This window comes from Pantoea sp. EKM21T (assembly GCF_011800405.1).
GTDB lineage: Bacteria > Pseudomonadota > Gammaproteobacteria > Enterobacterales > Enterobacteriaceae > Pantoea > Pantoea agglomerans.
Map to the genome: position 1 here is coordinate 652451 of NZ_JAALFV010000001.1, position 13960 is coordinate 666410.

Annotated in this window: 13 protein-coding genes; 11 read left to right on the top strand and 2 right to left on the bottom strand. The window is 53.9% G+C overall.

What is annotated here, in order from left to right; genetic code table 11:
• Positions 1–12 precede the first annotated feature (12 nt).
• From ampG to HFD87_RS03235, 7 genes are all read left to right on the top strand, one after another.
• Entirely contained in the window at positions 13–1503 is a 1491-nt protein-coding gene (ampG, locus tag HFD87_RS03205; protein WP_010255404.1) for a muropeptide MFS transporter AmpG, read from the top strand.
• Positions 1504–1947: 444 nt separating this feature from the next.
• The gene (cyoA, locus tag HFD87_RS03210) at positions 1948–2874 is read left to right on the top strand and encodes a cytochrome o ubiquinol oxidase subunit II (protein ID WP_010255402.1); all 927 of its coding nucleotides are present in this window, start codon (positions 1948–1950) and stop codon (positions 2872–2874) included.
• A gap of 4 nt (positions 2875–2878) precedes the next feature.
• Positions 2879–4861, top strand: a complete 1983-nt coding sequence (gene cyoB, locus HFD87_RS03215) for a cytochrome o ubiquinol oxidase subunit I (RefSeq protein ID WP_010255400.1) — start codon at positions 2879–2881, stop codon at positions 4859–4861.
• Positions 4861–5478, top strand: coding sequence for a cytochrome o ubiquinol oxidase subunit III (locus tag HFD87_RS03220; RefSeq protein WP_009091720.1), 618 nt, complete (start codon positions 4861–4863; stop codon positions 5476–5478). The genes cyoB and HFD87_RS03220 overlap by 1 nt, the downstream gene beginning before the upstream one ends.
• A complete protein-coding gene (locus HFD87_RS03225) occupies positions 5478–5807 on the top strand; it encodes a cytochrome o ubiquinol oxidase subunit IV (protein ID WP_008924889.1) in 330 nt (109 codons plus the stop codon). Before HFD87_RS03220 ends, HFD87_RS03225 begins: the two co-directional genes overlap by 1 nt.
• Before the next feature lie 13 nt (positions 5808–5820).
• The gene (gene cyoE / locus HFD87_RS03230; RefSeq protein WP_010255394.1) at positions 5821–6708 is read left to right on the top strand and encodes a heme o synthase; all 888 of its coding nucleotides are present in this window, start codon (positions 5821–5823) and stop codon (positions 6706–6708) included.
• Between the two features lie 132 nt (positions 6709–6840).
• A complete protein-coding gene (locus tag HFD87_RS03235; RefSeq protein ID WP_167422922.1) occupies positions 6841–8205 on the top strand; it encodes an MFS transporter in 1365 nt (454 codons plus the stop codon).
• 749 nt (positions 8206–8954) lie between these two features.
• Here the strand turns inward: HFD87_RS03235 and HFD87_RS03240 are convergent.
• Positions 8955–9446, bottom strand: a complete 492-nt coding sequence (locus HFD87_RS03240) for a YajQ family cyclic di-GMP-binding protein (protein WP_167422923.1) — start codon at positions 9444–9446, stop codon at positions 8955–8957.
• Between the two features lie 135 nt (positions 9447–9581).
• Here HFD87_RS03240 and panE point away from each other — a divergent pair, with 135 nt between their 5' ends.
• Positions 9582–10502 (top strand): 2-dehydropantoate 2-reductase, encoded by a 921-nt coding sequence (panE, locus tag HFD87_RS03245; RefSeq protein ID WP_167422924.1) that lies wholly within the window; start codon positions 9582–9584, stop codon positions 10500–10502.
• Positions 10456–11052: a protein deglycase YajL gene (yajL, locus tag HFD87_RS03250; RefSeq protein WP_167422925.1), complete on the top strand. Its 597-nt coding sequence runs from the start codon at positions 10456–10458 to the stop codon at positions 11050–11052. Before panE ends, yajL begins: the two co-directional genes overlap by 47 nt.
• A gap of 80 nt (positions 11053–11132) precedes the next feature.
• Here yajL and thiI read toward each other — a convergent pair whose 3' ends face one another.
• Positions 11133–12581 carry a tRNA uracil 4-sulfurtransferase ThiI gene (gene thiI / locus HFD87_RS03255; protein ID WP_022626121.1) on the bottom strand — a complete coding sequence of 483 codons (1449 nt, stop codon included), beginning with the start codon at positions 12579–12581 and terminating at the stop codon, positions 11133–11135.
• Positions 12582–12816: 235 nt separating this feature from the next.
• On the opposite strand from thiI, the gene xseB reads away from it, so the two are divergent.
• Both xseB and ispA read left to right on the top strand, forming a co-directional pair.
• The gene (gene xseB, locus HFD87_RS03260) at positions 12817–13059 is read left to right on the top strand and encodes an exodeoxyribonuclease VII small subunit (RefSeq protein ID WP_010255382.1); all 243 of its coding nucleotides are present in this window, start codon (positions 12817–12819) and stop codon (positions 13057–13059) included.
• Positions 13059–13958, top strand: a complete 900-nt coding sequence (gene ispA, locus HFD87_RS03265) for a (2E,6E)-farnesyl diphosphate synthase (RefSeq protein ID WP_010255381.1) — start codon at positions 13059–13061, stop codon at positions 13956–13958. Before xseB ends, ispA begins: the two co-directional genes overlap by 1 nt.
• Positions 13959–13960 lie beyond the last annotated feature (2 nt).

The window sequence follows — 13960 nt, forward strand, 5'->3', positions numbered from 1 at the left end:
TGCAGGATCCGCATGAACCACTATCTTCGCCTCTTCAGCCAGAAAAACGCCGCCGTATTGCTGCTTCTTGGTTTTGCTTCCGGACTGCCGCTGGCCCTGACATCGGGCACGTTGCAGGCGTGGATGACGGTGGAAAATGTCGACCTGAAAACCATCGGCTTCTTTTCGCTGGTCGGCCAGGCCTATGTCTTTAAGTTTCTCTGGTCACCGATGATGGACCGCTATACGCCGCCGTTTCTGGGCCGGCGTCGCGGCTGGTTACTGGTCAGTCAGCTGGCGCTGGTTGGCGGGATAATCGCGATGGGATTTCTGCAACCGGGACGCGATCTTACCCTGATGGCCGCGCTGGCCGTGCTGATTGCCTTCTGCTCCGCCTCACAGGACATCGTTTTTGACGCATGGAAAACGGACATCCTGCCGCCTGAAGAGCGTGGCAGCGGCGCGGCGATTACCGTGCTGGGGTATCGACTGGCGATGCTGATTTCCGGCGGGCTGGCGTTGTGGCTGGCTGACCGCTACCTCGGCTGGCAGGCAACCTACTGGCTGATGGCGCTGATGATGGTGCCGGGCATTATCGCCACGCTGGTGGCGAGCGAGCCAGATACCCGTATCTCCACACCCCATTCACTGCGTCAGGCGGTGGTCGATCCACTAAAAGATTTCTTTCAGCGCAACAACGCCTGGCTGCTGATTACCCTGATTATTCTTTACAAGCTGGGCGATGCGTTTGCCGCCTCGCTGACTACCACTTTTTTGATTCGCGGCGTGGGCTTCAACGCCGGTGACGTCGGTCTGGTCAACAAGACGCTGGGTCTGCTGGCGACCATTATCGGCGCGCTCTATGGCGGCGTACTGATGCAGCGTCTGAGCCTGTTCCGGGCGCTAATGATTTTCGGTCTGCTGCAGGCTGTCTCGAACTTTGGTTACTGGCTGCTGGCGGTGACCGATAAACAGTTGTGGAGCATGGCCAGCGCGGTCTTTGTTGAAAATCTCTGTGGCGGCATGGGCACCGCGGCCTTTGTGGCGCTGTTAATGACGCTGTGCAATAAGTCGTTCTCCGCTACCCAGTTCGCCCTGTTGTCGGCGCTCTCAGCGGTGGGTCGGGTCTATGTCGGCCCGGCGGCGGGCTGGCTGGTGGAACTCTGGGGCTGGCCGACCTTTTATGCATTCACGGTGATGGCGGGTCTGCCGGGCCTGGTGCTGCTGGCTTTTTGCCGACAAACATTGAATCAGGTCGAGCAAAGTGGCAATTTTCTGACACGTAGCTACTATCCTCATGGCTATCGCTGGACTAATCGTCTGTTTGCAGCCGGATGTGGCGTGCTGGCACTCTGGCTGGTGGCTCTGGCACTGAATGCGTTGGGCGTGACGGCGCTGACACCGCTGCTTACCCGCCTGTTTGAGCTGGGTATGACACTCTCCCTGCTGGCGGTGCTTTCGGGGGTGTTGCTGGACTATCGGGCGCTGAAGAGAACCCCTGCGTTGCCTGCATCAGATGCTTAAGTGAAATCGATAGGTTTACGGGCTGCGGCTTATTTTATGACACGCCGATAAGTCGCCGCCATTTATCATCGCGTGTTATTTTTTAAAAATAACAATATGACCTGAGGAGGCGTAGCGGAAATACTAAAAACCGGTGAGCAATTACTTTAGTTAAATTTCATCGCGCAAATGATGCAGACTTGTTAAATATTTGGGAGTTAAAAGTAAGGGTTATTCCTTTCCCTGATTTTTTTACGGTTACTTCCATTGGTTTTTGTTATATTGATGCCAACTGCTTGTCTGCGTTAATTATTTGTCACCTGGCGCAACATCTGTGACACCCTTAGCAAAAGGTGTCAACACGTATCTGACACATCCTTAAGCTGGTTTACACTGCATAAACCTTCCCGTAAAATGCGCGCACACTTAAACGACAATAGAGCCCTTTGTCATTGAGGTCGTTAAATGAGACTCAGTAAATACAATAAAAGTTTGGGGATTTTGTCATTAATTGCAGGCACTTTATTAATGAGTGGCTGCGATAGTGCATTGTTAAATCCCAAAGGACAGATTGCACTGGAGCAACGTTCGCTGATACTGACTGCCTTTGGCCTGATGTTGATCGTCGTCATCCCCGCAGTCCTGATGGCCGTGGTGTTTGCCTGGAAATATCGGGCGTCCAACACGAATGCGAAGTACAGCCCTAACTGGTCACACTCTAACAAAGTGGAAGCCGTGGTCTGGACCATTCCGATCCTGATCATTCTCTTCCTCAGCGTGCTGACCTGGAAATCAACCCACGCACTGGAGCCCAGCAAACCGCTGCAATCTGATGTGAAACCGGTTGAGATCGATGTGGTTGCACTGGACTGGAAATGGTTGTTCATTTACCCGGAACAGGGTATTGCGACCGTGAACCAGATTGCCTTCCCGGCAAATACTCCGGTGAACTTCAAAATCACGTCTAACTCCGTCATGAACTCTTTCTTCATCCCAACGCTCGGCAGCCAGATTTATGCGATGGCTGGTATGCAGACCAAGCTGCATCTGATTGCAAATGAGCCGGGAATTTTCGACGGTATCTCTGCGAACTTCAGTGGTCGTGGTTTCTCTGGCATGAAGTTTAAAGCCATTGCAACCAAAGACGATGCGGAATTCCAGCAGTGGGTGGCTAAAGTTAAAGCAGCCCCTAACACGCTGAACACTATGGATGATTTCGAGAAAGTGGCTGTGCCAAGCGAAAATCACCCGGTGGAATATTTCTCTTCAGCTGATCCGAAACTGTTCATGCAAGTCATCGACAAGTTCAAGATGAGCCACGGGAAAATGGACATGCCAAAACATGAAGGTATGGACATGAGTCACGCCGCTTCCGCGGGAGCCGAGGAATAATACGATGTTCGGAAAATTAACACTTGATGCAGTGCCGTACCATGAGCCGATTATCATGGTTACGGTTGCCGCTATCCTGATAGGTGGTGCAGCGCTGGTTGCTGCGCTCACCTATTTTGGTAAGTGGAAATATCTGTGGTCTGAATGGCTGACGTCAGTCGACCACAAACGCCTGGGTATCATGTACATCATCATGGCGTTCGTCATGCTGATTCGTGGTTTCGCTGATGCCATTATGATGCGTACCCAGCAGGTTATGGCTTCGGCCGGTGAAGCGGGCATTCTGCCACCGCACCACTACGACCAGATCTTTACCGCGCATGGCGTGATTATGATCTTCTTCGTGGCGATGCCGTTCGTGGTTGGCCTGATGAACATCGCGGTTCCGTTGCAGATTGGTGCACGTGACGTTGCGTTCCCGTTCCTGAACAACCTGAGCTTCTGGTTTACTGCGGTCGGTGTGATCCTGGTTAACCTGTCTCTGGGTGTGGGCGAGTTCGCACAGACCGGCTGGCTGGCTTATCCGCCGCTTTCCGGCGCGGAGTACAGTCCCGGGGTCGGGGTCGATTACTGGATCTGGAGCCTTCAGCTTTCAGGTATTGGTACGACCTTAACCGGTATTAACTTCTTCGTGACCATCCTGAAGATGCGTGCACCGGGCATGAGCCTGTTCAAAATGCCGGTATTTACCTGGACCGCGCTGTGCACCAACGTCCTGATCATCGCTGCGTTCCCGGTTCTGACCGTGACCCTGGCGCTGTTGACCCTTGATCGTTATCTCGGCTTCCATTTCTTCACCAATGAAATGGGCGGGAACATGATGATGTACGTCAACCTGATCTGGGTCTGGGGCCATCCGGAAGTGTATATCCTGGTACTGCCGGTGTTTGGTGTGTTCGCAGAAATTACCGCGACCTTCTCCAAAAAACGTCTGTTTGGTTATACCTCACTGGTGTGGGCGACCATCGCCATTACCGTGCTGTCGTTTATCGTCTGGTTGCACCACTTCTTCACCATGGGTGCAGGTGCCAACGTTAACGCCTTCTTCGGTATCATGACGATGATCATCGCGATTCCGACCGGGGTTAAAATCTTTAACTGGCTGTTCACCATGTATCAGGGCCGCATTCAGATGCACTCTGCCATGCTGTGGACCGTTGGCTTCCTGGTAACCTTCTCTGTAGGGGGTATGACCGGCGTACTGCTGGCCGTTCCGGGTGCTGACTTTATTCTGCACAACAGCCTGTTCCTGATTGCACACTTCCATAACGTTATCATCGGTGGTGTGGTGTTCGGTTGTATGGCGGGCGTGACCTACTGGTTCCCGAAAGCATTTGGCTTCACCCTGAACGAAACCTGGGGCAAGCGCGCATTCTGGTTCTGGATCATTGGCTTCTTCGTTGCCTTTATGCCGCTGTACGCACTGGGCTTCATGGGTATGACGCGTCGTCTGAGCCAGGATATCGATCCACAGTTCCACACCTTACTGGTGGTAGCTGCGGGCGGTGCCGGTCTGATTGCGCTGGGTATTCTGTGTCAGCTGACCATGTTCTACGTCTCGGTACGTGACCGCGATCAGAACCGTGATGTGACGGGTGACCCATGGGGCGGTCGTACGCTGGAGTGGGCAACCTCTTCACCACCACCGTTCTATAACTTTGCTGTCATCCCGCATGTGCATGAGCGTGACGCTTTCTGGGAAATGAAAGAGAAAGGCGAAGCGTACAAACAGCCGGAATCTTATGAAGAGATTCATATGCCGAAAAACAGCGGTGCCGCAATTATCATCTGCGCATTTGCAACGGTAATGGGTTTCGCGCTGATCTGGCATATCTGGTGGCTGGCGGGTGTTTCATTCCTCGGCATGATCGTTTCCTGGATCGTGAAGAGCTTCGACGAAGACGTGGATTACTACGTTCCGGTTGCCGAAGTTCAGAAGATTGAGAACCAGCACTTTGACGAAATCAGCAAAGCAGGTCTGAAATAATGTCAACTGAAACTCTGATTAAACATCACCACGACGCCCATGCGGAGCATGGGCATCACGATGCAGGAGCCAATAAAGTCTTTGGCTTCTGGATCTACCTGATGAGTGACTGCATTATCTTCGCAACCCTGTTTGCGACCTATGCTGTCATGGTCAACAACACTGCCGGTGGCCCGGCAGGTAAAGATATCTTTGAGCTGCCGTTTGTTCTGGTAGAAACCGCCCTGCTGCTGTTGAGTTCGATCACTTACGGCATGGCTGTTATCTCCATGAACAAGGAGCAAAAAGGTGCCGTTATCGGCTGGCTGGCGCTGACCTTCCTGTTCGGTCTGGGCTTCATCGGAATGGAAATCTATGAATTCCATCATCTGATTGCTGAAGGCTTTGGTCCGGATCGCAGTGGCTTCCTGTCTGGCTTCTTTACGCTGGTCGGTACCCACGGTCTGCACGTGACCTCAGGTCTGATCTGGATGCTGGTTCTGATGTTCCAGATTTCCAAACGTGGCCTGAACGCGACTAACCGCACTCGTATCATGTGTCTGAGCCTGTTCTGGCACTTCCTGGACGTGGTCTGGATTTGCGTCTTCACCGTTGTTTACCTGATGGGAGCCATGTAATGAGTCATTCTGTTAACGAACATGGCGCTTCACACGGTAGCGTGAAGTCCTACATGATCGGCTTCATCCTCTCTATCATCCTGACGGCGATCCCGTTCTGGATGGTAATGGATGGCAGTGCATCTCACGGTACTATCCTTGGTGTTGTTCTGGTATGTGCGGTGATTCAGGTGCTGGTTCACCTGGTCTACTTCCTGCACTTAGACAGCAAATCTGAGGGTGGCTGGAACATGGTAGCCATTGTCTTCTCGGCCATCATCATCCTGATTGTCGTAGTAGGCTCACTGTGGATCATGTGGAACCTCAACTACAACATGATGCCTCACTAAAGAGTCACGCGTAATGTTTAAGCAATACCTGCAAGTTACAAAACCAGGAATTATTTTCGGGAATTTAATTTCTGTGATCGGCGGATTTCTGTTGGCTTCCAAAGGCAACACGGATTACGCCCTGTTTCTCATCACCCTGGTGGGCGTGTCACTGGTGGTTGCATCGGGTTGCGTGTTTAACAACGTGATCGACCGCGACATTGACATCAAGATGGAGAGAACCAGGAATCGGGTGCTGGTAAAAGGCCTCATCTCCGCGAAAGTAAGCCTGGTTTATGCCACTGTGCTGGGTATTGCTGGCTTTGCGTTGCTCTACTTCGGTGCTAATCCGCTGGCCATGTGGCTGGCGGTGATGGGCTTCGTGGTGTACGTGGGCATCTACAGTCTCTACATGAAGCGTAATTCCGTTTACGGTACGCTGATTGGCAGTCTGTCGGGTGCTGCGCCGCCGGTTATCGGCTACTGCGCGGTCTCTAACCAGTTTGATGCTGGCGCACTCATCCTGCTGGCGATCTTTAGCCTGTGGCAGATGCCGCATTCGTACGCGATTGCCATCTTCCGCTTTAAAGATTACCAGGCAGCGAACATCCCGGTTCTGCCGGTGGTGAAAGGCATTTCCGTGGCTAAAAATCATATTACGCTCTATATCCTGGCGTTTATGATTGCCACGCTGATGCTGACGCTGGGAGGCTACGCGGGCTACAAATATCTGGTGGTGGCTGCTGCGGTCAGCGTCTGGTGGCTGGGCATGGCGTTATCGGGTTATAAAACCGCTGATGACCGTGTCTGGGCGCGTAAACTGTTTGTCTTCTCTATCGTGACCATCACCGCACTGAGCGTGATGATGTCGGTGGATTCGATGGCTCCGGCCTCGAAGGACCTGCTGACTTACGTCTGGTAACCGGCACCGATACAGCATGAAAAGGGCGCGATTTTCGCGCCCTTTCTTTTTGTTACCACTGCTTAAAAACTATTGTTTTACCCGCCCTGCCCCGCCCCCTAGAATAAATGCAGCACATTAACAGAGGTTGGAATGAACGATAATAAAATGACTCCGGTGGAGCTGCGCGCCACATGGGGCCTCGGTACGGTCTTTTCCCTGCGCATGCTGGGAATGTTTATGGTCCTGCCGGTACTGACCACTTATGGCATGGCATTACAGGGCGCGAGTGAAACCTTAATTGGCCTGGCAATCGGCATTTATGGCCTTGCCCAGGCGATATTTCAGATTCCTTTTGGTCTGCTCTCCGATCGCATCGGGCGTAAGCCGCTGATCGTTGGCGGACTGTTGCTGTTTGTCCTGGGCAGTATTATTGCTGCCTGCACCAACTCCATCTGGGGCATTATTCTGGGCCGTGCACTTCAGGGCTCAGGCGCGATTGCCGCTGCCGTGATGGCGCTGTTATCCGATTTAACCCGTGAGCAGAACCGCACCAAAGCGATGGCGTTTATCGGCATCAGTTTTGGCGTTACCTTCGCGATCGCCATGGTGGTCGGCCCGATTGTTACTCACGCACTGGGCCTGCATGCGCTGTTCTGGATGATTGCGATTCTGGCGTCGCTGGGTATCGTGATCACTCTGCTGGTGGTGCCATCGGCCTCCCATCATGTTCTGAACCGTGAATCAGGCATGGTTAAAGGCAGCTTCCGCAAAGTGCTGGCTAACCCACGTCTGGTGAAGCTCAATATCGGTATTTTCTGCCTGCACGTCCTGCTGATGTCGAGCTTTGTCGCGTTGCCGGGGCAGTTTGAACAGGCAGGCTTCCCGGCTCCCGAACACTGGAAAGTCTATCTCTCCACCATGCTGATCGCTTTTGCCAGCGTAGTACCTTTCATCATTTATGCCGAAGTGAAGCGCCGCATGAAGCGTGTCTTTGTCGGCTGCGTCGGGATGATTGTCATTGCTGAGATCGTATTGTGGGGCGCGGAAGGACATTTCTGGACGCTGGTGGTGGGTGTTCAGCTCTTCTTCTTCGCCTTCAACCTGATGGAAGCGATTCTGCCTTCGCTGATCAGTAAAGAGTCGCCTGCGGGCTACAAAGGCACGGCGATGGGAATCTACTCCACCAGCCAGTTCCTGGGCGTGGCCGTTGGCGGCAGCATGGGTGGCTGGGTATTTGGTCATTTCGATGCGCAGACCGTATTCCTGGTTGGCGCGATGGTTGCCGCAGCCTGGCTGTTTGTCAGCATGACAATGCAGGAACCGCCTTATGTCAGCAGCCTGCGCATCGCGCTGAGTGATGCCGCACTGGCCGTGCCGAATCTGGAGCAGCGCCTGAAAGCGCAGCCGGGCGTTAACTCTGTGTTTATCGTGCCCGAAGAGAAAAGCGCCTATATCAAAATTGATAGCAAGGTTACCAGCCGCCCTGAGCTGGAAGCTCTGCTGGGTAGTTGTTAGTTTAAAATGGGTTGTGCTGGTTAAATCTGGCCGGTTAGCCGTGGGATCTTGCGTGTAGAGGAAACCGGCTTGCTCGCTCAGATAACCGTTAGCCCATTTCGCTATTTGATCGAGCTGGCTCAGGGAACACGGTCAGATCGGAAAGTCGCAAAAGCCGCCATCCATGGCACGCTCGGCCCGCGCCGTCCTGGCGCGGGACGCTTTCCTCCTCTGACCTTGTTCCCTGCGCCCCTGAGCTTTTGAGTTGCAGCTAAGTTCCCCCAGGATTTGAATCTGTTAACAGACTCAAATCCAACTCAATTCTGGTTTCAGACAGCTTATAAACTCAAAGCAAGGGGGCCAGCATAGGCTCAACCGCGCCAAACCCGGCACAAGCCTTCTTACAGACGACTCATAAATCCAAAGCGATGGGAGCCTGTGCCTGTAGCAAAGCATCGCGGGCCAGGGACAAAAACGCCGGGAGCGTTTTTGAACAACGCAACGCGTTGGCCCGGCTACGGGCGCACCTCAGGGATGAGGTGCGTAATCGCCCGCGCTGAGCCGCCATGGATGGCGCTTTTGCGTCTTTGCGAAAGGCACAGGCTCCCTGAGCAAGCGCGCGATCGCACAGACGCCCTACAGCTCCCAACTCTCTCCAGAATTTCGACTTGTTTAAAGCGACAGAAGCCCACCCAAACTCAACAACAAAAAACCCGGCCTTAGCCGGGTTTTTATCACTGCATTCATGCTGAAATCCAGCCTGTCCCCGCTTAATCGCGGAAGTTTTTAAACTGGAATGGCTGCCCCAGATTACTGTCGCGCACGATTGCCATCGCACCCTGCAAATCATCACGCGCTTTGCCGGTTACACGCAATGCTTCACCCTGAATCTGGGTCTGCACTTTCAGCTTGCTGTCTTTGATCAGCTTCACCAGCTTCTTCGCCACGTCGCTTTCAATGCCTTTTTTCAGTTTGGCATCGACCGCCCAGCTTTTGCCGCTGTGCTCAATCTCTTCCGGCACCTCTAAAGCACCGCCTTCAATCCCGCGCTTCAGTAACTTCTCACGCAAAATATCCACCAGCTGCTTAACCTGAAAATCGGACTCGCTGGTGATTTTGATGGTTTCATTCTTTTCGTTGAGCTCAAACTCGGCGCTCACGTTGCGGAAATCGAAGCGGGTAGACACTTCACGGTTGGCATTTTCCACCGCATTGCGAATTTCCTGCAGATCGACTTCTGAAACGATATCGAAAGATGGCATCTCTTCTTCTCCTGACGCTAAAGTGACATGCATAATACGCGTCTTAAGGTGCTAAATAAAATCAGGCTGCACACAACGCTATAATGACAGTGTGACAGTAAATAATAGATGGATAGCCCGCCAGCGGGAGGCAGCATGAAAATTACCGTGTTAGGTTGCGGCGCTCTGGGTCAGATCTGGATGACAACCCTTGCCCGCCAGGGACATGAGGTGCAGGGATGGTTGCGGGTGCCGCAGCCCTACTGTTCAGCCAATGTGATTGATCCACAGGGTAACATTTCGAACCGCACGTTTATCGCCAACGATCCGCTGTTTCTGGCAGAAAGCCAGCTGCTGCTGGTTACGCTCAAAGCCCCGCAGGTCTCGCCCGCGGTGAAAAACCTGGAAAGCGTGCTGCCAGTAAACTGCCCGGTGCTCCTGCTGCACAACGGCATGGGGACGCTGGAAGAGCTGAAAGGACTGACTCAGCCGCTGCTGCGCGGCGTCACCACCCATGCGGCGATGCGCGACGGCACCGTTATCAAACACATCGCCAGTGGCATTACCCACATCGGCCCCGGTAACCGCAAAAGCGCCGCTTACAGCGATCTCGCCGACATCCTGCATCATGCCCTGCCTGATGTCGCCTGGCATGACAACATCCGGGCGGCCTGCTGGCGCAAGCTGGCAGTGAACTGCATCATCAATCCGCTTAGCGTGGAGTATGAGTGCCAGAACGGTGCCCTGCGCGCTTATCCGGAGCAGATCGCGCAACTGTGCGAAGAGATCAGCTGGGTCATGGAGCGCGAAGGTCAGAACGTTGCCAGCGAAAGCCTGCAGGACATCATCTTTGACGTGATTGAAAGCACCGCGGCCAACACCTCTTCGATGCTGCAGGACATACGCGCCCAGCGTCTTACCGAAATCGACTATATCAGCGGTTTTCTGCTGCGCCGCGCCCGGACGCACGGCCTGGTGCTGACGGAGAACACCCGTCTGTATGACATTGTAAAACGCAAGGAGTCCCATTATGACCGCGAACGCATCAGTGCTGGTTTGCCTGGCACATGGCAGTGAAGAAACCGAAGCTGTCACCACCATCGACCTGCTGGTACGCGCCGGGCTGAACGTTGTCACCGCCAGCGTCGAAAGCGACGGCAACCGGGAGATCGTCTGCTCACGCGGAGTTCGTCTGCTGGCTGACGTGACGCTGGTCGAAGTCGCCGACAATGATTTCGCCGCCATCGTCCTGCCCGGCGGCCTGAAAGGCGCCAAAACCTTCCGTGACAGTCCGCTGTTAGTCGAAACGGTACGCCAGTTTCACCTCAATGAAAGGATCGTCGCCGCTATCTGCGCAGCAGCAGGCACGGTACTCATCCCCCACGATCTCTTCCCGGTCGGTAACATGACCGGCTTTCCCGGCTTAAAAGAGACCATTCCGTCAGACAAGTGGATGGAGCGGCGTGTGGTCTGGGATCCGCGCGTCAATCTGCTGACCAGCCAGGGGCCTGGCACGGCAATGGATTTTGCGCTGAAGCTGATCGATCTGCTGGTGGGAAAAGAGATGGCGCGCGAGGTGGCCGCACAGCTGGTGCTGGCTCCCGGCATTTATGACTATCAGGCGTAAACACGCTGAGTTAAAACGATCTGTTTAAGGCAATACAGCCAGTCAGACCTGAACAGGCGCTGACTGGCTCTGAGGCGTCACTACGGGCGGTAGACTTTCACGTTTTTAAAGCCCTGCTCATGCAGATAGAGTGCCTGCAGACGGCTCATCACACCACGATCGCAGTAGAGCAACCAGGTCCGGTTCTGATCGAGATCGCCAAACTGCGTACTGAGTTTGTAGAACGGCAGCGATTTCACTTCCGTGGCTTTCAGTGCCAGAGGCTTCTCTTCCTGCTCATCAATAGAGCGGATATCCAGCACCACGTCGTTCTCGCTCAGCAGGGCGACGGTCTCAACTTCAACCACCTCCTCTTCTGTCTGCTCAGCGATGGTACGGATATCGACGTTGGTCGCCTCTTCAATGACCCGATCCAGAATCGTGAAGTCGAAATTCTGCTCTTCAGCCTCGATCTTCTCTTTCACCGCTTTCACGGTCGGGCTTTTTGAGATGACACCGCAATATTCCGGCATGGTGCTGGCGAAATCTTCGGTGCCAATCTCACGGGCAATCCTGATGATGTGCTCTTTGTCATGAGAGATCAGCGGACGCAGAATCAGCGTATCAGAGGCGTTATCAATCAGGCGCAGATTGGTCAGCGTCTGGCTCGACACCTGACCCACCGCTTCACCGGTAACCAGCGCCTGCACGCCGTAGCGCTCAGCAATCGTCGAGGCGGCACGCACCATCATGCGCTTCAGCACCACGCCCATCTGGCCGTCATCCACTTTTTCGAGGATCTCACCCACTACCGGCTCAAAATTGATCGCCACGAACCGCACGCGGTGTGAACGACCAAAACGATTCCACAGATAGTGCGCAACCTGACGGACGCCAATCTCATGGGCGGCACCGCCAAGATTAAAGAAGCAGTAATGTACGCGACTGCCGCGACGCAGCAGCATATAGCTGGAGACGCCGGAGTCAAAGCCACCGGAAATCAGCGACAGCACATCTTCCTGCGTGCCGATCGGGAACCCGCCCAGACCTTCGTAGCGCGCAGTCACCAGCGTCAGACGATTCTCTTCAACTTCAAGATTCACTGTAACGTCCGGGTTTTTAAGCTGTACGCGGGCGCTTTCAATATGCTGATTCAGACCGCCGCCAACATAGCGCTCCACATCCTGTGAACTGAAGCTATGCTTACCACGACGTTTAACACGTACGCAGAAGCTCTTCCCTTCAAGGCTGTCGCGATACTGCACTAAAGTCTGTTCAAAGATGTGATGAATATCGGTGTACTCACGATCTTCAACCGCTAAAACGTGATGAATCCCCGGAATGCGCGTCAGCTCATCGGGAATAATGTCCCGCAGCACCGGATTTTTCGAACGCACTTCAATGTGATCCCAGTGACGCACAACGGCGATTTCGTCGCTAACGGTTTTCAGGACGTTGCGGATATTGCTGGCAAGAATCTTGATAAAGCGCAAACGCACCGACGGACTCTTGATGGTGATTTCAGGAAATAACTTGATGATAAACTTCATGGCGGCGACACAGCTTCGTTGGGCAAATAAGTGCTAAAACAGGCAGCACTTAGCTGGTAAAATCACAAAATTGCGGGCTGCAAGGCGCAACCGCATCCGAGGCGCGGGAGTATATCACCTTTGTCAGGTGACTGCTTCTTCATCAGCCGCCGCATTGATTATTTTGCTAATCATAGGGTCTCAGCTACCATGACCGATTGCGAGATAATGTCCCAACCGTGAGTCGACAGGAAATATGCCGAAAAAAGCCGAACAGCCAGCCAGCTTTGAAACGTCATTGCAGCAGCTGGAGCAGATTGTCAGCCGTCTGGAAAGTGGTGAACTGCCGCTGGAAGAAGCCCTGAACGAATTTGAGCGCGGCGTGCAGCTGGCGCGGACTGGCCAGCAGACGCTGCAGCAGGCTGAACAGCGGGTCCGTATTCTGCTGAACGATGATAAAGATGCCGACCTCACTGCTTTCACGCCGGAAAACAGCTAATGGATTTCGCCCGATTACTCGACGCGTATCAGCAGCAGGTTAACGCCGCGCTGACGCGTTTTATAGAGCCACTTCCTTTTCAGAGTTCTCCTCTGGTGAATGCCATGCATTATGGGGCATTATTAGGCGGTAAACGCCTGCGTCCTTTTCTGGTCTACGCTACCGGCGAAATGCTCCACGCCGACCCGGCGAGTCTGGATGCCCCCGCCGCCGCGGTTGAATGCATTCATGCGTACTCTCTGATTCATGACGATCTCCCCGCAATGGACGACGATGCACTGCGTCGCGGGCAGCCAACCTGTCACATTAAATATGGCGAAGATACCGCGATTCTGGCGGGCGACGCCCTGCAGACGCTGGCCTTTTCAATTCTGGCCGACCAGGCGATGCCCGGTGTCAGCGCTGAATATCGTCTGATGATGCTCTCTGAACTGGCGAAAGCCAGCGGCGTGGCCGGCATGTGTGGCGGACAGGCGCTTGATTTAGCGGCGGAAGGTAAATCTGTGGATCTGGACCAGCTGGAGCAGATCCATCGTCATAAAACCGGCGCACTGATCCGTTCAGCGGTACGGTTAGGCGCCTTAACGGCGGGCGATGCTGGCCGGGAAGCCCTGCCGCTGCTCGACCGCTATGCAGAGGCCATTGGTCTCGCGTTTCAGGTGCAGGACGACATTCTGGATGTGATCGGTGACACAGCGGTGATCGGAAAACGCCAGGGTGCCGATCAGCATCTGGGAAAAAGCACCTATCCTTCACTGTTAGGCCTTGAAAATGCCCAAGCTAAAGCGCGGGATTTGTATCAGGAAGCTCTTGATACGTTAGAAATGCTCGCTGCGCACTCTTATAACACTACAGCACTGCAGGCGCTGGCGAGCTTCATAATTGAACGCGACAAATAACT